This is a genomic window from Streptomyces sp. NPDC002851, assembly GCF_053591935.1.
In genome coordinates, this window is sequence record NZ_JBSFUT010000011.1 from 116,434 (window position 1) to 135,880 (window position 19,447).

A 19,447-nucleotide genomic window follows, 5' to 3' on the forward strand; every position below is an offset into this window, starting at 1 on the left:
TTCCCGAAACTGGGGGCCCGCGGCCCCCAAACCCCCGCTTCATCGCCCTGAACGCGCTCGTCCTCAAACGCCGGACGGGCTGATAGTCGCCGGACAGGCTGATCAGTTGCCCGGGCGGGCTGATGCAGACAGTCCAGGCTTCGGTATGCCCGGGCCTCGGCCGCTGCTCGACGGCACAATGGGCCCCATGCCGATACCCAGCCGTGCCGCGCTCGTCGACCACCTCGTCCGCACCCGTATCGCCGGTGACGTGGCCACGCCCCGTGAGAACAACCTCTCCCACTACCGCAGGCTCGCGAACGGCGAGCGCCACTACTGGCTGGGCCTGGAGCTCGGCGACCGCTGGACCGACGAGCAGGACGTGCTCGCGGTGATGGCGGAGCGCTGCGGTGTGAACGACGATCCCGAGCACCGCACCGGCCAGGACACCATCGACCCGGAGCTGACGGTCGACGCCCTGGAGCGGATGGCGGCCCGGCTCCGTAAGGCGGCGGCGGGCAAGCAGCGGGTGCTGTTCGCGACCGGCCACCCGGGCGGCCTGCTCGACGTCCACCGGGCGACGGCGCAGGCGCTGCGCACGGCCGGTTGCGAGATCGTGGTGATCCCGTCCGGCCTCACTACAGAAGAGGGGTACGTTTTTCAGTTCGCGGACGTCGCGGTCCTGGAGCGCGGGGCCACGCTGTGGCACACCCACTCCCCCGAGCCGATGAAGGCGATCCTGGACGGCATGGAGCACGCGGGCCGCTCGCTGCCCGACCTGGTGGTCGCGGACCACGGCTGGGCGGGGTACGCCGGGCAGCGCGGCCTCGACTCGGTCGGCTACGCGGACTGCAACGATCCGGCGCTGTTCCTCGGCGAGGCCGAGGGCACGCTTCAGGTGACGGTGCCGCTGGACGACCACGTCACGGACCCGCGGTTCTACGACCCGATGACGGCCTATCTGCTCGATGCCGCGGGGCTGTTCCCGGAGGCGGCCGAGGCCTGAGCCCCTCCGGGGGGAGGCGGGTATCAGTACGCGTCGGGTGCCAGTCCTCGTCGGGTGTCAGTCCTCCTCGCGGGGCACCCGCACGACCCCCTCCTGGATGACGGAGACCGCGAGCCGACCGTCCTGGGTGTAGATCCGCGCCTGCCCGAGGCCGCGGCCACCGGACGCCGACGGTGACTCCTGGTCGTACAGGAGCCATTCGTCGGCGCGGAACGGCCGGTGGAACCACATGGCGTGGTCGAGCGAGGCGCCCACCACATCCCCGACCGTCCAGCCGCCGCGGCCGTGCGCGAGCAGGACCGAGTCGAGCAGCGTCATGTCGGAGACGTACGTCGCCAGGCAGACGTGCAGGAGCGGGTCGTCCGCCAACTTGCCGTTGGTGCGGAACCACACCTGGGAGCGGGGCTCACGCGGCTCGCCCACGCTGCCGTACGGCGGTGCGTCGGCATAGCGCAGGTCGACCGCGGCCCGCGCCTCCAACAGGCGCTCGGCGACGCCCGGTTCGCGGAACCGGTCGGCGTACCGGGGCAGCATCTCGGCGGCCGTGGGCAGCGTCTCCGGGTCCGGTGCGGGCGGCATCGGCGCCTGGTGCTCCAGGCCCTCCTCGTACGTCTGGAAGGACGTGGAGAGGTGGAAGATCGGCTGTCCGTGCTGGACGGCGACGACCCGGCGGGTGGTGAAGGAGCGGCCGTCGCGGATCCGGTCCACGTCGTAGACGATGGGCGCACCCGGGTCGCCCATGCGCAGGAAATAGGCGTGCAGCGAGTGGGCGTGCCGCCCCTCGGGCACGGTGCGTCCGGCGGCGACCAGGGCCTGGGCGGCGACCTGGCCGCCGAAGACGCGCGGCACCACCGCGGAGCGTGACTCCCCGCGGAAGATGTCCCGCTCGATCCGCTCCAGGTCGAGCAGATCGAGCAGGGACTCGAGTTCCTCGTTCAACCTGTGCCCTTACAGACCCATGTCCTCTACAGACCCATGTCCTTCGCGATGATCATCTTCATGACCTCGCTGGTGCCGCCGTAGATCCGGTTGACGCGGTTGTCCGCGTACAGGCGGGCGATCGGGTACTCGTTCATGAAGCCGTAGCCGCCGTGCAGCTGGAGGCATTTGTCGATGACGCGGTGCGCGACCTCGGTGTTGAACAGCTTCGCGGAGGCGGCCTCTGCGGCGGTCAGCTCGCCCGCGTCCAGGGCCTCGAGGGCGCGGTCGGCCACGGCCTCGGCGGCGTCCACCTCGGCCTGGCAGGCGGCCAGTTCGAACTTGGTGTTCTGGAAGGAGGCGACCGTCTTGCCGAAGACCGTGCGCTCCTGGACGTACTCCTTGGCGAACCGGACGGCGGCCTTGGCCTGCGCGTACGCCCCGTAGGCGATGCCCCAGCGCTCGGAGGGCAGGTTCTGGCCCAGGTAGTGGAAGCCCTTGTTCTCCTCGCCGAGCAGATCCTCGACGGGCACCTTGACGTCGACGAACGCCAACTCGGCGGTGTCGGAGGTCTTCAGGCCCAGCTTGTCGAGCTTGCGGCCGATCGAGTAGCCCTCGGACTTGGTGTCGACGGCGAACAGGGAGATGCCGAAGCGACGGTCCTCGGCGGTGGGGGCGGCGGTGCGGGCGCAGACGATCACGCGGTCGGCGTGCACACCGCCCGTGATGAAGGTCTTGGAGCCGTTGAGGACGTAGTGGGTGCCGTCCTCGGAGAGCTTGGCCGTGGTCTTCATGCCCGCGAGGTCGGAGCCGGTGCCCGGCTCGGTCATCGCGAGCGCCCACATCTCCTCGGCGGAGACGAACTTCTCCAGGTAGCGCTTCTTCTGTTCGTCCGTCGCCAGCATCTTGATGTACGGCAGGGCGAGCAGTACGTGCACGCCGGAGCCGCCGAAGGTGACGCCCGCGCGGGCGGTCTCCTCGTACTGGATGGCCTCGAACTTGTGCGTCTCCAGGCCCGCGCCGCCGAACTCCTCGGGGACGTTGATCCCGAACAGGCCGAGCTCGGCGAGCTTGTAGTAGAACTCGCGCGGCACCTGACCGGCGGCGAACCAGTCGTCGTAGACCGGCACGACCTCGGCCTCGATGAAGGCGCGCAGAGTCTGGCGGAACGCCTCGTGGTCCTCATCGAAAACGGTACGGCGCACGGCCCCTCCTTTGCGGCTAAGCCGCCGCCGCTCTCGCGGACCTGGTTGCTCGCCGTCGTGGTTGCTCAATTGATGGTTGCGATGACATGTCTAAGCGCTTGCTCAGAAAGTTACCCATCAGTCGCGACGCTGTCCAGAGCCCGGCGCGGGCGCCCTCAGACCTGACCGTCGCCACCCGCCGCCGCGAACGCCCCCCGCGCGAGCCGGTGCAGCAGTGCGGCCATCGCCGAGCGGCCGGGCAGCGGGCCGGGGCGGCTGAGGTGGGGTGTGGAGTTGAGCAGGCCGAAGACCGCGTGCACCGAGGCGCGCGCCTCGGACTCGGCGAGCGCCGGGTAGACCTCGCGCACGACCTCCACCCACAGCTCGACGTACTGCCGCTGCAGCTGCCGGACCAGCTTGCGGTCGCTGTCCCGGAGGCGGTCGAGCTCGCGGTCGTGCAGGGTGATGAGGGGGCGGTCGTCGAGAGCGAAGTCGATATGCCCCTCGATCAGCGAGTCAAGCAGCTCCCCCGCGGCGACCCCGCCGCCCCTGGCCTCGGCTACACGCAGCTTGCCGCCGTCCAGGAGGCGGCCGCTGATGCCGACGAGGAGTTCGGCGAGCATCGCGTCCTTGCCCGCGAAGTGCCGGTACAGGCCGGGGCCGCTGATGCCCACCGCGGCCCCTATCTCGTCCACTCCTACGCCGTGGAAGCCACGCTCGGCGAAGAGGCGGGCGGCCTCCTTGAGGATCTGCTCGCGGCGGGTGGGGGCCGCGCTGGCGGTGCTCATGAATTCATTCTAGACAGTGCGGTTAGCGGTCGTTAACCTAGAGGACAGCGTTAACGGTTATTAACGTTCGGTCGTACGGGCAAGGGGGCTCGAAGCGATGCAGGAGGCACCGGAGCTGACGAGCGCGGCAGATCCCGCGTCGGAGGCGTGGCGGGCCAACGAGGCGGCTCATCGCGCGCTGGCCGACGAGCTGCGCGCGAAGCTGGCGGCGGCACAGGCGGGCGGCGGCGAGAAGGCCCGGGCCCGGCATGTGGCGCGCGGCAAGCTGCTGCCCCGCGACCGCGTGCACGCCCTGCTCGACCCCGGCTCCCCGTTCCTGGAGCTGGCGCCGCTCGCGGCGGACGGGATGTACGGCGGGGACGCCCCGGCCGCGGGCGTGATCGCCGGGATCGGGCGGATCTCGGGGCGCGAGTGCGTGATCGTCGCCAATGACGCCACCGTCAAGGGCGGCACGTACTACCCGATGACGGTCAAGAAGCATCTGCGCGCCCAAGCGGTGGCGCTCGAGAACCGGCTCCCCTGTGTGTACTTGGTGGACTCGGGCGGCGCCTTCCTGCCGATGCAGGACGAGGTCTTCCCGGACCGGGAGCACTTCGGGCGGATCTTCTACAACCAGGCGCGGATGTCCGGCGCCGGGATCCCGCAGATCGCCGCGGTGCTCGGGTCCTGCACGGCGGGCGGTGCTTATGTCCCGGCGATGAGCGACGAGGCCGTGATCGTGCGCAATCAGGGCACGATCTTCCTGGGCGGCCCTCCTCTTGTGAAGGCCGCGACCGGCGAGGTGGTGACCGCCGAGGAGCTGGGCGGCGGCGAGGTGCACGCGCGCACCTCCGGCGTCACCGACCACCTCGCGGAGGACGACGCGCACGCGCTGCGGATCGTGCGGAACATCGCGGCGACGCTCCCGGCCCGCGCCCCGCTGCCCTGGAGGGTCGAACCCTCCGTGGAGCCCAAGGTCGACCCGGTGGGCCTGTACGGCGCGGTGCCGGTCGACTCGCGGACGCCGTACGACGTGCGGGAGGTCATCGCGCGCGTGGTGGACGGCTCCCGCTTCCAGGAGTTCAAGGCGGAGTACGGCCAGACCCTGGTGACCGGCTTCGCCCGGATCCACGGCCACCCGGTGGGGATCGTCGCCAACAACGGCATCCTGTTCTCCGAATCCGCCCAGAAGGGCGCCCACTTCATCGAGCTGTGCGACCAGCGCGGCATCCCGCTGCTCTTCCTCCAGAACATTTCCGGCTTCATGGTCGGCCGGGACTACGAGGCCGGAGGCATCGCCAAGCACGGCGCCAAGATGGTGACGGCGGTGGCCTGTACGCGGGTGCCGAAGCTGACCGTGGTGATCGGCGGGTCGTACGGCGCGGGCAACTACTCGATGTGCGGCCGGGCTTATTCGCCCCGCTTCCTGTGGATGTGGCCGGGCGCCAAGATCTCCGTCATGGGCGGCGAGCAGGCGGCCTCGGTGCTCGCGACCGTCAAGCGGGACCAGTTGGAGGCGCGCGGCGAGGAGTGGCCCGCCGAGGACGAGGAGGCGTTCAAGGACCCGATCCGCGCCCAGTACGAGTCGCAGGGCAACGCCTACTACGCCACCGCGCGGCTCTGGGACGACGGCGTGATCGACCCCCTGGAGACCCGGCAGGTGCTCGGCCTCGCCCTGACCGCGTGCGCCAACGCGCCCCTGCCGCAGCGGGACGAATCGGCGCCCGGCTTCGGCGTTTTCCGGATGTGAGGGGACCTTCCACGATGTTCGACACAGTCCTGGTCGCCAACCGCGGCGAGATCGCCGTCCGGGTCATCCACACCCTGCGGGAGCTCGGCGTGCGCTCGGTCGCCGTCTTCAGCGACGCGGACACCGACGCCCGGCACGTGCGCGAGGCCGATACGGCGGTACGGCTCGGGCCCGCGCCCGCCGCGCAGAGCTATCTCTCTGTTGAGCGGATTCTGGAGGCCGCCGCCCGGACCGGCGCGCAGGCGGTGCACCCCGGGTACGGATTCCTCGCGGAGAACGCCTCCTTCGCGCGCGCCTGCGCCGACGCGGGCCTGGCCTTCATCGGGCCGCCCGCCGCCGCGATCGAGCTGATGGGCGACAAGATCCGCGCCAAGGAGACGGTGCGCGAGGCCGGTGTCCCGGTCGTGCCCGGCTCCTCCGGCAGCGGCCTCACGGACGACGAACTCGCCGAGGCGGCACGGGAGATCGGCATGCCGGTGCTCTTCAAGCCGTCCGCGGGCGGCGGCGGCAAGGGCATGCGCCTGACCCGCCTCGAATCCGCGCTCCTGGACGAGATCGCCGCCGCACGCCGCGAGGCCCGCACCTCCTTCGGTGACGACACGCTCCTGGTGGAGCGCTGGATCGACCGGCCCCGGCACATCGAGATCCAGCTCCTCGCGGACACCCACGGGAACGTGATCCACCTCGGCGAGCGCGAGTGCTCCCTTCAGCGCCGTCACCAGAAGCTCATCGAGGAGGCCCCCTCGGTGCTGCTCGACGAGGCCACGCGCGCGGCGATGGGCGAGGCCGCGGTGCGGGCCGCCCGGTCCTGCGGCTATGTGGGCGCGGGCACCGTGGAGTTCATCGTCCCCGGCGGTGACCCGTCGGCGTACTACTTCATGGAGATGAACACCCGCCTCCAGGTCGAGCACCCCGTCACCGAGCTCGTCACCGGCCTCGACCTGGTGGAGTGGCAGCTGCGCATCGCCGCCGGGGAGCAACTGCCGTACGCACAGAAGGACATCACGCTCGACGGGCACGCGGTGGAGGCGCGGATCTGCGCCGAGACCGTGTCCGTACGCGAGGGCGCGCGCGGCTTCCTGCCCTCCGGCGGCACCGTGCTCGCGCTGCACGAGCCGCAGGGCGACGGGGTGCGCACGGACTCCGGACTCTCCGAGGGCACCGAGGTCTCCAGCCTGTACGACCCGATGCTCTCGAAGGTGATCGCGTACGGCCCGGACCGGGAGACCGCCCTGCGCAAGCTGCGCGCCGCCCTCGCCCGGACGGTGACGCTCGGCGTCCCCACCAACGCCGGGTTCCTGCGCCGACTGCTCGCCCATCCTTCAGTAACGGCCGGGGAGTTGGACACCGGCCTGGTCGAGCGCGAGATGGACGGCCTGATCGACACGGAGGTGCCCGAGGAGGTGTACGCGGCCGCGGCCGCGGTGCGCCGGGACGAGCTCGTCCCGCGGAGCGGCGGCTGGGTCGACCCGTTCTCGGTGCCGAGCGGCTGGCGGCTCGGCGGTACGCCTGCGCCGCTCTCGTTCGATCTGCGGGTGCCGGGGCACGAGCCGGTGACGCAGGCGGTACATGCCGACGGCATGGACACGGCCGCGGGCTCGGACGACCACGCGCGCGTGCAGCCGGACCGCGTCGCGGTCACCGTGGACGGCATCACGCACACCTTCCACCGCGCCGGGGAGTGGCTCGGGCGGGACGGGGACGCCTGGCACGTCCAGGACCACGACCCCGTGGCGGCCGCGCTCACCGGCGCCGCGCACGCCGGGGTCGACGCCCTGACCGCGCCGATGCCCGGCACCGTGACCGTGGTGAAGGTCGCCACCGGGGACCATGTCGCCGCCGGGCAGAGCCTGTTGATCGTCGAGGCGATGAAGATGGAGCACGTCATCTCGGCCCCGCACCCGGGCACGGTCAGCGAACTTGACGTCGTGCCGGGCGCCACCGTCGTCATGGACCAGGTGCTCGCGGTCGTCGTACCGGATGAACCGGAAGAAGCCGAAGGGGCCGAGGGGGCCGAAGGGGCCGACAGCGGCGAAGCAGACGCAGCCGACGCGGCGGACGCGAAGGAGGCCCAGGCATGACCGGAGCGCCCGCAGGACTGCCGATGACCCTGCCCGCCCCAGGGCTTCCCGCCCGGGTCCGTATCCACGAGGTGGGCCCGCGGGACGGGCTCCAGAACGAGCAGGCCACCGTCCCCACAGAAGTAAAGGCCGAGTTCATCCACCGCCTGGCCGACGCGGGGCTCGGCACCGTCGAGGCGACCAGCTTCGTGCACCCCAAGTGGGTGCCCCAACTGGCCGACGCGGCCGACCTGTTCCCGCAACTCGGCGACATCGACGGCGTGGCGCTGCCCGTGCTCGTACCCAACGAGCGGGGCCTGGACCGCGCCCTGGAGCTCGGCGCCCGCCGGATCGCCGTGTTCGCCAGCGCCACCGAGTCCTTCGCCAAGGCCAACCTCAACCGCACGGTCGACGCGTCACTCGCCATGTTCGAGCCGGTCGTGGCCCGCGCCAAGACCGACAAGGTGCATGTCCGCGGCTATCTGTCGATGTGCTTCGGCGACCCGTGGGAGGGCCCGGTTCCGGTGCATCAAGTGGTGCGCGTGGCGCGGGCGCTGCTCGATCTGGGCTGTGACGAGCTGAGCCTGGGCGACACCATCGGCGTGGCCACGCCGGGCCATGTCCTCGCGCTGCTCGCCGCCCTGAACGAGGCGGGCGTGCCCACGGACGCCGTCGGCGTGCACTTCCACGACACGTACGGCCAGGCCCTCGCCAACACCCTGGCGGCCCTCCAGCACGGCGTGACCACGGTGGACGCCGCCGCGGGCGGCCTCGGCGGCTGCCCGTACGCGAAGAGCGCCACCGGGAACCTCGCCACCGAGGACCTGGTGTGGATGCTCGACGGCCTCGGCATCGAGACCGGGGTCGACCTCGGCCGTCTCAGCGCCACCAGCGCGTGGATGGCCACCCGTCTGGGGCGCCCCAGCCCCTCACGCACCGTCCGCGCCCTCACCGGGGCGGGGCCGGAGCCAGCGAGACCTGCAACGACCACGTCGACCACACCCCACAAGGAGTGACGTCCGATGTCGCTTGACCACCGGCTCTCGGAAGAGCACGAGGAACTGAGGCGCACCGTCGAGGAGTTCGCGCACGAGGTCGTCGCGCCGAAGATCGGCGACCTGTACGAGCGGCACGAGTTCCCGTACGAAATCGTCCGGGAGATGGCCCGCATGGGCCTGTTCGGGCTGCCCTTCCCCGAGGAGTACGGCGGGATGGGCGGCGACTATCTCGCCCTCGGCATCGCCCTGGAGGAGTTGGCCCGGGTCGACTCCTCGGTGGCCATCACCCTGGAGGCCGGGGTGTCCCTGGGCGCGATGCCGCTGTATCTGTTCGGCACCGAGGAGCAGAAGCGCGAGTGGCTGCCCCGGATGTGCTCGGGCGAGATGCTCGGCGCCTTCGGTCTGACCGAGCCGGACGGCGGCTCGGACGCGGGCGGTACGCGTACGACAGCGGTCCTTGAGGAGCGGGGCACCTCCCGCTCGAGCGAAGCCGAGAGTGGGGGAGAGTGGGTGATCAACGGCACGAAGTGCTTCATCACCAACTCCGGTACGGACATAACGGGTCTGGTGACGGTCACCGCGGTCACCGGGCACACGCCGGACGGCAAGCCGCTGATCTCGTCGATCATCGTCCCGTCGGGCACGCCCGGGTTCACGGTGGCACCGCCGTATTCGAAGGTGGGGTGGAACGCGTCGGACACCCGCGAGCTCTCCTTCAGTGACGTCCGGGTACCGGCGGCGAACCTGCTCGGCGAGGAGGGCCGCGGGTACGCCCAGTTCCTGCGCATCCTCGACGAGGGCCGGATCGCGATCTCGGCGCTCGCCACCGGGCTCGCGCAGGGCTGTGTCGACGAGTCGGTGAAGTACGCCAAGGAGCGCCGTGCCTTCGGTCGCCCGATCGGGGCCAACCAGGCGATCCAGTTCAAGCTCGCGGACATGGAGATGCGGGCGCACACCGCACGGCTGGCGTGGCGGGACGCGGCCTCCCGTCTGGTGCACGGCGAGCCGTTCAAGAAAGAGGCGGCCCTGGCGAAGCTCTACTCGTCGACGGTGGCGGTGGACAACGCGCGCGAGGCGACGCAGATCCACGGCGGGTACGGCTTCATGAACGAGTTCCCGGTGGCCCGGATGTGGCGGGACTCCAAGATCCTGGAGATCGGCGAGGGCACGAGCGAGGTCCAGCGGATGCTGATCGCCCGGGAGTTGGGGCTCACGGGGTAGCCGGGAGAGCGGGCGCGGGCGGGGCGGCCCGCCGCGCGGGCATGGCGTGCGGTACGGGCGCGGTCAAGGGTCCGGCAGAGTCCGGCAGGGCCCGACCGAGGGGTACTGGAGCGCCTTAGGTTAGGTTAACCTAAGGCCAAAAATCGGCCCCTGGGGCCAGCCGTACCCGCGCATCCCGCGCCAACCCGCACGAAAGCAGACACCGCCATGCTCCACGCCCGAGCCTCCCGCCTCTCCCGCCGTGGCTTGCTCGCCGCCGGCGGCGCCGTCGGATTCGGCGCCCTGCTGACCGCCTGCGGCGGCGGCTCCGGCACGAAGAGCGGCTCCGCCGACGGCGATGGACAGGCCGCAGGCGCGGGCAAGTCCGGCCCGTGGGAGTTCAAGGACGACCGCGGTACGACCGTGAAGACGGACGCCCGGCCGCAGAACATCGTCGCCTTCACCGGCACCGCGGCCGCCCTGCACGACTACGGCATCACGGTCAAGGGCGTCTTCGGCCCCACCAAGGGCGAGGGCGGCAAGCCCGATGTCCAGGCCGGTGACATGGACATCAGCAAGCTGACGATCCTGGGCAACACCTGGGGCCAGTTCAATGTCGAGAAGTACGCCTCGCTCGCACCCGAGGTCCTGATCACCGACATGTGGGTCAAGGACCAACTCTGGTACGTCCCGGACAACTCCAAGGAAAAGATCCTCAAGCTCGCCCCGACCGTCGCCCTGTGGGCCGCCGAGACCACCATGCCCAAGGCGCTTCAGCGCCGCGCCGATCTGGCCGAGTCCCTGGGCGCCGACCTGAAGGCGAAGAAGGTCACCGACGCCAAGGCCCGGTTCGAGAAGGCCGCCGAGCGGCTGCGCCAGGCCGCCAAGGCCAACCCGGACATCACGGTCATGATCGGCTCCGGCAGCGACGATCTGTTCTATGTCTCGCTTGCCGAAACGGCCGCCGACACCCGCTACTTCGAGGACCTCGGTGTGAAGTTCGTCCAGCCGAAGGTGAACGCGCAGGGCTTCTTCGAGGAGCTCAGCTGGGAGAACGCCGACAAGTACGACGCGGACATCATCATGATGGACAACCGCACCTCCGCCGCCATCCAGCCCGCCGAGCTCGACAAGACCAAGCCGACCTGGAAGAAGCTGCCCGCGGTCAAGGCCGGTCAGGTCATCCCCCGCGTCACCGAGCCCATTTACTCGTACGACAAGTGCGCGCCGATCCTCGAAGACCTCGCCAAGGCCATCGAGGGCGCCAAGAAGGTCACGAAGAAGGCCGCGAAGAAGGCCGCCGAATGAGCGGGCGCCGGGAGACCGTGACGCCCTTCCAGCTGTTCGCTCTTGAGGTCCTGCGGACCGAGCGCCTGTCGCCGTCCCTGGTCCGGGTCACCTTCACCGGGCCCGGGCTCGCGGACTTCGCCAGCGGCGGCCGGGACCAGAGCCTATCGCTCTTCCTGCCGCACCCGGGGCAGCCGGAGCCGGTGCTTCCGCCCGCTCAGGACGTCTCGGCGTGGTACGCGGCGTATCGCGAACTGCCCGACGACGTACGGGCGGTGATGCGCTCGTACACCGTGCGCGCCCAGCGGCGTGACCCGCACGAGGTCGATATCGACTTCGCGGTGCACCCGGACGGCGGCCCGGCCTGCGCCTGGGCCGAGAAGGCCGCGCCCGGCGACCGCGTCCAGGTGCTCGGCCCGACCGCGCCGGACAACTCGGGCGTACGCTTCCGGCTTCCGGAGAGCGCCGAGTGGCTGCTCCTGTGGGCCGACGAGACGGCGCTGCCCGCGGCCGCGGCGATCCTGGAGTCACTGCCCGCCGGGACGCCCGCCAAGGTCTGGCTCGAAGTCCCGCGCCAAGGCGATGTGTTGGACCTGAAGACGGCGGCCGACGCCCGGATCACCTGGCTCGTACGGGAGGCCGCCGAGGCCTCCGGCGCGCACCGCACCGAGCGCGCCCTGGAGGCGCTGCGCGCGGCCGAGCTGCCCGACGCGGCGCCGTACTGCTGGATCGCGGGCGAGGCCGGGACGGTGAAGGCGCTGCGCCGCCATCTCGTCAACGAGCGTCAATTCGACCGCAGAGCCATCACGTTCACCGGGTACTGGCGGTTGGGTGCGAGCGAGGACCGCTTCCGCGAGGAAGCCGCCACCGAAGCCGCCACCCAGGCCGCTACCGAAGCCGCCACCGAAGCCACTGCGACGGAAGCGACAAAATGAATCTTCTGTGACACATGGCTGAAATCGGAACACCCGAGGCCCCAGGGGCGGTTGATTTAGGTTAGGCTTACCTAAGTCCACCGCCCCGAGTCGTATCCGCTCTCAGGGAGCCGACTCCGTCCCCTACGGGAGGACCCGTTCATGAGTCTCCTCGCGCCCAGGTCTCACCTGCTCAACGGCCTGAACGCGGAGGCATACCGCCGCTGCATCGCCGAAGGCGCCGAGCGGGTGGCGAACCACATCGCCTCCGTACAGGCCCCGTTCACCGGCGTCACTCCGGAGCGGCTCGCCCCCGCCGTCGACCGCGTCGACCTGGACCGGCCGCTGCACGACCCGTCCGCCGCGCTCGGCGAGCTCGAGGAGACCTATCTGCGCGACGCGGTCTACTTCCACCACCCGCGCTACCTGGCCCACCTCAACTGCCCCGTCGTCATCCCGGCGGTGCTCGGCGAGGCCGTGCTCAGCGCCGTCAACTCCTCGCTCGACACCTGGGACCAGTCCGCGGGCGCCACGCTCATAGAGCGCCGCCTCATCGACTGGACCGCCGGACGCCTGGGCCTCGGCCCGGCCGCCGACGGGGTGTTCACCAGCGGCGGTACGCAGTCCAACCTTCAGGCCCTGCTGCTCGCCCGCGAGGAGGCCAAGCCGAGCAAGGGCACCGGCGAGCTCCGCATCTTCGCCTCCGAGTGCAGCCACTTCAGCGTGCAGAAATCGGCCAAGTTGCTGGGCCTCGGCCCGGAAGCCGTGGTCTCCGTCCCGTGCGACCGCAACAAGCGCATGCGGACCGTCGCCCTCGCCCGTGAGCTGGAGCGGTGCGTGGCCGAGGGGCACACCCCCATGGCCGTCGTCGCCACCGCCGGAACCACCGACTTCGGCTCCATAGACCCGCTGCCCGAGATCGCCGAGCTGGCCGCGCAGTACGACACCTGGCTGCACGTGGACGCCGCGTACGGCTGCGGACTGATCGTCTCGCGCAAGAACCGGCATCTGCTGGACGGCATCGAGCGGGCCGACTCGGTGACCGTGGACTACCACAAGTCGTTCTTCCAGCCGGTGAGTTCCTCGGCGGTCCTGGTGCGCGACCGGGCCACGCTGCGGCACGCCACGTACTACGCCGACTACCTCAATCCGCGCCGCGCGCCGGAGGAGCGGGTGCCCAACCAGGTGGACAAGTCGCTCCAGACCACCCGCCGCTTCGACGCCCTGAAGCTGTGGATGACGCTGCGTGTGATGGGTCCGGACGGGGTCGGGGAGCTGTTCGACGAGGTCTGCGAGCTGGCCGCGGACGCCTGGCGGCTGCTCGCCCTCGACCCGCGCTACGACGTGGTCGTGGAGCCGCAGCTGTCCACGCTCGTGTTCCGGTACATACCCGGCGACGTCACCGACCCTGCTCAGATCGACCGGGCCAACCTGTACGCCCGCAAGGCCCTGTTCGCCTCCGGGGACGCCATCGTCGCCGGGACGAAGGCGGCCGGGCGGCACTACCTGAAGTTCACCCTGCTCAACCCGGAGACGACCCTCGCGGACATCTCCGCCGTCCTCGACCTGATCGCCGGCCATGCCGAGCAGTACCTGGGAGACTCCCGTGCCTGCGCCTGAACGCACCTACGACCTGATCGGCATCGGGCTCGGCCCGTTCAACCTGGGCCTCGCCTGCCTGGCCGAGCCGCTGGACGAACTCGACACGCTCTTCCTCGACTCCAAGCCGGACTTCGACTGGCACTCCGGGATGTTCCTGGACGGCGCCCATCTCCAGACGCCGTTCATGGCGGACCTGGTCACGCTCGCCGATCCGACCTCGCCGTACTCGTTCCTCAACTACCTCAAGCAGTCGGGGCGGATGTACTCCTTCTACATCCGGGAGAACTTCTATCCGCTGCGCACCGAGTACAACGACTACTGCCGCTGGGTCGCCGCGCAGCTCTCGTCGGTCCGCTTCAATACGACGGTCGACGAGGTGTCGTACGCCGCCGACGGCACCTATCTGGTGCGCACGGCCGCGGGCGAGACGTACCGGACGAAGCACCTCGTGCTCGGCACCGGCACGCCCCCGTACCTCCCCGAGGCGTGCGCGGACCTGGGTGGTGACTTCATCCACAACTCCCGCTATCTGCACGCCAAGCAGGAGCTCCAGGCCAAGGAGTCCATCACCCTGGTCGGCAGCGGGCAGAGCGCCGCGGAGATCTACTACGACCTGCTGAGCGAGATCGACGTCCACGGCTACCGGCTCAACTGGGTCACGCGCTCGCCCCGGTTCTTCCCGCTCGAGTACACCAAGCTCACCCTCGAGATGACCTCGCCGGAGTACATCGACTACTTCCGCGAGCTGCCCGAGGAGAAGCGGTACGACCTGGAGGCCCGGCAGAAGGGTCTGTTCAAGGGCATCGACGGGGACCTGATCGACGCGATCTTCGACCTGCTCTACGAGAAGAACGTCAAGGGCCCGGTGCCCACCCGCCTGATGACCAACACCGCCCTGACGGAGGCGGAGTACGAGCAGGACAGCGGTGAGTACGTGCTCGGGCTCCGTCAGGAGGAGCAGGACGCCGACTTCCGGCTGCGCACCCAGGGCCTGATCCTGGCGACCGGCTACCGGTACCGGATACCGGAGTTCCTGACGCCGGTACGGGACCGGCTGCGCCTCGACTCCCACGGCCGCTTCGACGTGGCCCGCAACTACAGCATCGACACCACCGGGCGCGGCGTCTTCCTCCAGAACGCCGGGGTGCACACCCACTCCGTCACCAGCCCCGACCTGGGCATGGGCGCCTACCGCAACTCGTACATCATCGCCGAGCTCCTGGGCCGTGAGGTCTACCCGGTCGAGAAGGCCATCGCCTTCCAGGAGTTCGCGGCACCGAAGGGCACCATTTCATGAGCCTGACCTCCGCACCGGAGCTCACCGTCCCCACCGGGCCGGACGCCGCGACGCCGACCTCGCCCGAGCTCCACGAAGGACTTCTGCGCCGCCAGGAGCAGCGCGAGTCCGCCGCCCGCACCTATGCCCGTACGCTGCCGGTCGCGCCGGTGCGCGCGCAGGGCGCCACGGTCACCGGGGCCGACGGCCGCACCTACCTGGACTGTCTGTCCGGCGCGGGCACCCTCGCGCTCGGTCACAACCACCCCGAGGTCGTCGCCGCCCTCCAGGCCGACCTCGCCACGGGCGCGCCGCTGCACGCACTCGACATGATCACCCCGCAGAAGGACGCGTTCAGCGAGGAGTTGCTTCGGCGCCTCCCCGGCGAGCTGCGTGACCGGGCCCGGCTGCACTTCTGCGGCCCGGCCGGTACGGACGCCGTCGAGGCGGCCCTGAAACTGGCCCAGACCGCGACCGGTCGGCGCTCCATCGTCTCCTTCACGGGCGCGTACCACGGCATGACCCTGGGCGCCTCGGCGGTCTCCGGGCCGTCCCGGATGCGCGGCCAGGTCGGCGCGGACTCCGTGCCGGTGACGCGGATCCCGTTCCCGTACGCCTATCGCTGCCCGTTCGGCGTGGGCGCCCCGCAGAACGGTGAGCTGTCCGCCCGGCTCCTGGAGAACCTGCTCGACGACCCGAGCAGCGGCGTGGCCCCGCCCGCCGCGGTGATCCTGGAGGTCGTCCAGGGCGAGGGCGGTGTGATCGAGGGCCCGGACGGCTGGCTGCGGGAGATCCGCCGGATCACCGAGGAGCGCGGCATCGTCCTGATCGTCGACGAGGTGCAGACCGGCGTCGGCCGCACCGGCCACTTCTGGGCCTGCGAACAGGCCGGGGTCACGCCGGACATCCTGGTGGCGTCCAAGGCGGTCGGCGGCGGACTGCCGCTCGCCGTCATCGCGTACCGCCCGGAGCTCGACGCCTGGCTGCCCGGCGACCACACCGGCACGTTCCGCGGCAACACGCTCGCGATGACCGCGGGCCGCGTCACGCTGCGCACCGTGGCCGAGCAGCGGCTGCCCGAGCGGGCCGCGGAGCTCGGCGCCCGGCTGCGCCGCGGACTGACCGAGATCGCCGCGGACCACCCGGAGTTCGGCGAGGTGCGCGGCCGGGGCCTGATGACCGGCGTGGAGCTGGTCGACCCGGCCGGGACCCCGGACCGGCTCGGCTCGCTGCCGTCGGCGCCCCGGTTCGCGGGGGCGCTGCGCTCCGCCTGCCTGGAGCAGGGTCTGATGCTGGAGCTCGGCGGCCGCGAGGGCAGTGTGCTGCGGCTGCTTCCGCCGCTTGTCCTCTCGGACGCGGAACTCGACTCGGTGCTCGAGCGGATCGCCGCGGCGGCCCGTTCGGCCCGCGCCGCCGAGGAGCGTGCCTCGTGACGACCGTGGAGGAGATCATGGAGTACGCCGCTGTGGAGCGGCCGCACGTGCCGAAGGCCCGTACCGCATCCGCATCCGCACCCGAGGCCCTTGATGCCGCGTCCGCCGCGCCCGACCCGGCCGCCACCGAGGTGTCCGGCGGCGTCCACGGACCGGCCGCGCTGCGCGATCTGACCGCCACCGTGCTCGACGCGCTGACCGACGGTGCCGTGGCGCGCGGTGGCCCGCTGCCCGCGGGCGGCCCGGAGGCCGTGGCCGCCGAAGTGCGGGAAGCCACCGGGCCGTTGCTGCCCGAGCACGGCGCGGGTGCCGACGCGGCGCTGCGGTCCATCGTGGGCGCCGTCGCCCGGGGCGCCGCCGACCCGGCGGACCCGCACTGCGTGGCGCATCTGCACTGCCCGCCGCTCGCGGTGGCGGCGGCCGCCGACCTCGCCGCGTCCGCGCTCAACCCGTCCATGGACTCCTGGGACCAGGCGCCCGCGGCCGGGGTGATCGAGGACGAGGTGACCCGGGAGCTCGCCCGGCTCGTGTACCCGGGCCGGGACGACCCGGACGCCCTGATCACCAGCGGCGGCACCGAGTCCAACCTGGTGGCGCTGCTGCTCGCCCGGGAGCGGGCCCGCGCCGCCGGGGAGCGCAGCGTACAGGTGGTGTGCGGCAGCAACGCGCACCACAGCGTGCAGCGCGCCGCGTGGATGCTCGGCCTGCCGACCCCGGCCACCGTGGAGTGCAAGGCCGGACGGATGGACCCGGAAGCGCTCGACCGGGTGCTCGCCGCGTACGCGGGCGGGGGGCCGCTGCTCGTGGTGGCCACCGCGGGCACCACGGACGAGGGTCTGATCGACCCGCTGCCCGAGCTCGCGGAGGTGGCGGCGGCGCGCGGCGCGGAGCTGCACGTGGATGCCGCGTACGGCGGTCCGCTGCTGTTCAGCGACCGGCTCGCACCGCTGCTCGACGGGCTCGAGCACGCCGTGTCGGTCACCTTCGACCTGCACAAGCTGGGCTGGCAGCCGGTGGCCGCGGGGCTGCTCGCGGTGCGCGACGCCCGCCATGTCGGGCATCTCTCGTACCAGGCCGACTACTTGAACGCGGAGGACGACACCGAGGCCGGGATGCCCGACCTGCTCGGCCGTTCCATCCGTACCTCGCGGCGCCCGGACGCCCTGAAGATCGCGGTCACCCTGCGGGCGCTCGGCCGCAGCGGGCTCGGCTCCCTGGTCGAGCACTGTGTGAACACGGCCGAGGAGTTCGCGTCGGCCGTGGCCGCCCATCCGGAGCTGCGGCTCCGGCCCGGGCCGACCGGACTGAGCACCGTCCTGTTCCGGCCGCTCGCCGCCGACCGGCTGCCCACCGCCGAGGGGGACGCGCTGGTCGCGGAGGTGCGGCGGCGGCTCCTCGACGAGGGGCGCGGCGTGCTCGGCCGGGCCGTGGCCGAGGACCCGGCCGAGCCCACCGACCCCGAAGGCACCACCGGGCGGCGGAAGTTGTGGCTCAAGGCCACCCTGCTTCACCCCCGGGTGGGCGCCGCCGACCTCGCCCCGCTCCTGAAGCTGGTCGCGGACTGCGCGGCCAACTCCCCCACGGCACCCACCGCCCCCACCGCACCCGAGCAGAACCACCCTCAGGGAGAAACCCCGTGACCACCCGCCCCGCGACCGATCCCCAGACCGGGACCGAAGACACCCTCGACCTGCTCGGCATCGGCATCGGCCCGTTCAACCTCTCCCTGGCCGCGCTCGCCGACGGCGTGCCGGGCCTGCGCACGGCGTTCCTTGAGCAGCGCACCGCGTTCCACTGGCACCCGGGGCTGCTGATCGAGGGCGCCACGCTCCAAGTGCCGTTCCTGGCGGACCTCGTGAGCCTGGTGGAGCCGACCAGTCCGTGGTCGTTCCTGAACTACATCAAGAACCGGGAGCGGTTGTTCCCGTTCTATTTCGCGGAGAAATTCCACATTCAGCGGGCCGAGTACGACGCGTACTGCCGCTGGGTCAGCGGACAGCTGCCGTACTGCAAATTCGGGCACCAGGTGGACACGGTCCGCTGGGACGAGGAGCGCGGCGCGTACGAGGTGGGCTTCACGCGGCTCGACGAGGACGGCGGCGCCGAGGGCGTGGGCCGCTACTTCGCCCGGCACATCGCGCTCGGCGTCGGCACCGCCCCGAACGTCCCGGAGCCGCTGCGCGCCCTGGCCGAGAACCCGTCGGCCCCGGTGTGGCACTCGGCGGACTACCTGCCGCGCCGCGCGGAACTGCTCGCCGCCCCGCACGTGACGGTGGTCGGCTCGGGCCAGTCGGGTGCGGAGGTCTTCCTCGACCTGCTGCGCCAGCGCCCGCAGGGGCGTGAGGGTCTGACCTGGCTGGCGCGTACCGAGGCGTTCGCGCCCATGGAGTACAGCAAGGTGGGTCTGGAGCAGTTCACTCCGGACTACACCCGTTATTTCCACGGCCTGTCCGAGCCCGTACGCAATGAACTCCTGCCGCGCCAGTGGCAGTTGCACAAGGGCGTCAGCGGCGACACCCTCGGCGAGATCCACGACGAGCTGTACCGGCGCACCCTGGAGGGCGGCTGGCCGGACGTCCGGCTCACCCCGGGCGTGACCGTGGACTCGGCGCAGTGGTCCGCCGAAGAGCCGGGTGCCCGGATCCAGCTGGGCGTGAGCCATGCCCAACAGCAGGTCACCGGGCACATCCTGACGGACGCGGTGGTCTCCGCGACGGGTTACGCGGAGCGCCCGGTGGACGGTCTGCTCGCCCCGCTCGTCCCGCATCTGTCGCGGGACGGCTCGGGCCGCCCGGACGTCGACGAGCAGTACCGGCTCGTGTTCGACGAGTCCATCGGCGGCTCGGTGTTCGTGCAGAACGCGGAGCGGCACACGCACGGTGTGGGCGCCCCGGACCTGGGCCTGGCCGCCTGGCGCTCGGCCGTCATCCTCAACTCCCTGACCGGGGGCGAGGCTTATCCGCTGCCGGAGCGGACGGCGTTCACGACGTTCGGTCTCGCGGGCGCGCCGTCCGCGGATGTGCAGATTCCGGTTCCGCAGCAGGACTTGCGTACCAGGTAAGCCTTACCTAAG

Annotated in this window: 15 protein-coding genes; 12 read left to right on the plus strand and 3 right to left on the minus strand. The window is 71.3% G+C overall.

Annotation, left to right across the window (positions count from 1 at the left end; genetic code table 11):
• Positions 1 to 187 precede the first annotated feature (187 nt).
• Positions 188 to 985 carry a phosphatase gene (locus tag ACWD10_RS14405; protein WP_451090593.1) on the plus strand — a complete coding sequence of 266 codons (798 nt, stop codon included), beginning with the start codon at positions 188 to 190 and terminating at the stop codon, positions 983 to 985.
• A 57-nt stretch (positions 986 to 1,042) separates the two neighbouring features.
• On the opposite strand, the gene tesB is transcribed toward ACWD10_RS14405, so the two are convergent.
• The 3 genes from tesB to ACWD10_RS14420 all read right to left on the minus strand — a co-directional run bounded on the left by tesB (position 1,043) and on the right by ACWD10_RS14420 (position 3,875).
• On the minus strand, positions 1,043 to 1,924 hold the full coding sequence (gene tesB, locus ACWD10_RS14410) for an acyl-CoA thioesterase II (protein WP_451090595.1): 882 nt from the start codon (positions 1,922 to 1,924) through the stop codon (positions 1,043 to 1,045).
• Between the two features lie 26 nt (positions 1,925 to 1,950).
• Complete coding sequence (locus ACWD10_RS14415) at positions 1,951 to 3,108, minus strand: acyl-CoA dehydrogenase family protein (protein ID WP_451090597.1); 1,158 nt, start codon at positions 3,106 to 3,108, stop codon at positions 1,951 to 1,953.
• A gap of 155 nt (positions 3,109 to 3,263) precedes the next feature.
• Complete coding sequence (locus tag ACWD10_RS14420) at positions 3,264 to 3,875, minus strand: SACE_7040 family transcriptional regulator (protein ID WP_451090599.1); 612 nt, start codon at positions 3,873 to 3,875, stop codon at positions 3,264 to 3,266.
• Between the two features lie 97 nt (positions 3,876 to 3,972).
• Here ACWD10_RS14420 and ACWD10_RS14425 point away from each other — a divergent pair, with 97 nt between their 5' ends.
• The 11 genes from ACWD10_RS14425 (at position 3,973) to ACWD10_RS14475 (ending at position 19,435) form a co-directional block, all read left to right on the plus strand.
• On the plus strand, positions 3,973 to 5,604 hold the full coding sequence (locus ACWD10_RS14425) for a carboxyl transferase domain-containing protein (RefSeq protein WP_451090601.1): 1,632 nt from the start codon (positions 3,973 to 3,975) through the stop codon (positions 5,602 to 5,604).
• 14 nt (positions 5,605 to 5,618) lie between these two features.
• Positions 5,619 to 7,685: an ATP-binding protein gene (locus ACWD10_RS14430; RefSeq protein ID WP_451090603.1), complete on the plus strand. Its 2,067-nt coding sequence runs from the start codon at positions 5,619 to 5,621 to the stop codon at positions 7,683 to 7,685.
• A 23-nt stretch (positions 7,686 to 7,708) separates the two neighbouring features.
• Positions 7,709 to 8,680, plus strand: a complete 972-nt coding sequence (locus tag ACWD10_RS14435; RefSeq protein WP_451090767.1) for a hydroxymethylglutaryl-CoA lyase — start codon at positions 7,709 to 7,711, stop codon at positions 8,678 to 8,680.
• Between the two features lie 6 nt (positions 8,681 to 8,686).
• A complete protein-coding gene (locus ACWD10_RS14440) occupies positions 8,687 to 9,883 on the plus strand; it encodes an acyl-CoA dehydrogenase family protein (protein ID WP_451090605.1) in 1,197 nt (398 codons plus the stop codon).
• Between the two features lie 207 nt (positions 9,884 to 10,090).
• On the plus strand, positions 10,091 to 11,170 hold the full coding sequence (locus ACWD10_RS14445) for an ABC transporter substrate-binding protein (RefSeq protein ID WP_451090607.1): 1,080 nt from the start codon (positions 10,091 to 10,093) through the stop codon (positions 11,168 to 11,170).
• Positions 11,167 to 12,084, plus strand: coding sequence for a siderophore-interacting protein (locus tag ACWD10_RS14450; RefSeq protein WP_451090609.1), 918 nt, complete (start codon positions 11,167 to 11,169; stop codon positions 12,082 to 12,084). The genes ACWD10_RS14445 and ACWD10_RS14450 overlap by 4 nt, the downstream gene beginning before the upstream one ends.
• A 141-nt stretch (positions 12,085 to 12,225) precedes the next feature.
• Positions 12,226 to 13,683, plus strand: coding sequence for a pyridoxal phosphate-dependent decarboxylase family protein (locus ACWD10_RS14455; protein ID WP_451090611.1), 1,458 nt, complete (start codon positions 12,226 to 12,228; stop codon positions 13,681 to 13,683).
• Positions 13,670 to 14,962 (plus strand): lysine N(6)-hydroxylase/L-ornithine N(5)-oxygenase family protein, encoded by a 1,293-nt coding sequence (locus ACWD10_RS14460; protein ID WP_451090613.1) that lies wholly within the window; start codon positions 13,670 to 13,672, stop codon positions 14,960 to 14,962. Before ACWD10_RS14455 ends, ACWD10_RS14460 begins: the two co-directional genes overlap by 14 nt.
• Positions 14,959 to 16,374, plus strand: coding sequence for a diaminobutyrate--2-oxoglutarate transaminase family protein (locus ACWD10_RS14465; RefSeq protein ID WP_451090615.1), 1,416 nt, complete (start codon positions 14,959 to 14,961; stop codon positions 16,372 to 16,374). The genes ACWD10_RS14460 and ACWD10_RS14465 overlap by 4 nt, the downstream gene beginning before the upstream one ends.
• A 17-nt stretch (positions 16,375 to 16,391) precedes the next feature.
• Entirely contained in the window at positions 16,392 to 18,014 is a 1,623-nt protein-coding gene (locus tag ACWD10_RS14470; protein ID WP_451090769.1) for a pyridoxal phosphate-dependent decarboxylase family protein, read from the plus strand.
• Complete coding sequence (locus ACWD10_RS14475; RefSeq protein ID WP_451090617.1) at positions 18,011 to 19,435, plus strand: lysine N(6)-hydroxylase/L-ornithine N(5)-oxygenase family protein; 1,425 nt, start codon at positions 18,011 to 18,013, stop codon at positions 19,433 to 19,435. Before ACWD10_RS14470 ends, ACWD10_RS14475 begins: the two co-directional genes overlap by 4 nt.
• Positions 19,436 to 19,447 lie beyond the last annotated feature (12 nt).

Coding starts and splice junctions, on each gene's coding strand:
- ACWD10_RS14405 (WP_451090593.1), top strand. CDS start 188: ATGCCGATACCCAGCCGTGCCGCGCTCGTCGACCACCTCGTCCGCACC.
- ACWD10_RS14420 (WP_451090599.1), bottom strand. CDS start 3,875: ATGAGCACCGCCAGCGCGGCCCCCACCCGCCGCGAGCAGATCCTCAAG.
- ACWD10_RS14425 (WP_451090601.1), top strand. CDS start 3,973: ATGCAGGAGGCACCGGAGCTGACGAGCGCGGCAGATCCCGCGTCGGAG.
- ACWD10_RS14430 (WP_451090603.1), top strand. CDS start 5,619: ATGTTCGACACAGTCCTGGTCGCCAACCGCGGCGAGATCGCCGTCCGG.
- ACWD10_RS14435 (WP_451090767.1), top strand. CDS start 7,709: ATGACCCTGCCCGCCCCAGGGCTTCCCGCCCGGGTCCGTATCCACGAG.
- ACWD10_RS14440 (WP_451090605.1), top strand. CDS start 8,687: ATGTCGCTTGACCACCGGCTCTCGGAAGAGCACGAGGAACTGAGGCGC.
- ACWD10_RS14445 (WP_451090607.1), top strand. CDS start 10,091: ATGCTCCACGCCCGAGCCTCCCGCCTCTCCCGCCGTGGCTTGCTCGCC.
- ACWD10_RS14450 (WP_451090609.1), top strand. CDS start 11,167: ATGAGCGGGCGCCGGGAGACCGTGACGCCCTTCCAGCTGTTCGCTCTT.
- ACWD10_RS14455 (WP_451090611.1), top strand. CDS start 12,226: ATGAGTCTCCTCGCGCCCAGGTCTCACCTGCTCAACGGCCTGAACGCG.
- ACWD10_RS14465 (WP_451090615.1), top strand. CDS start 14,959: ATGAGCCTGACCTCCGCACCGGAGCTCACCGTCCCCACCGGGCCGGAC.
- ACWD10_RS14470 (WP_451090769.1), top strand. CDS start 16,392: ATGGAGTACGCCGCTGTGGAGCGGCCGCACGTGCCGAAGGCCCGTACC.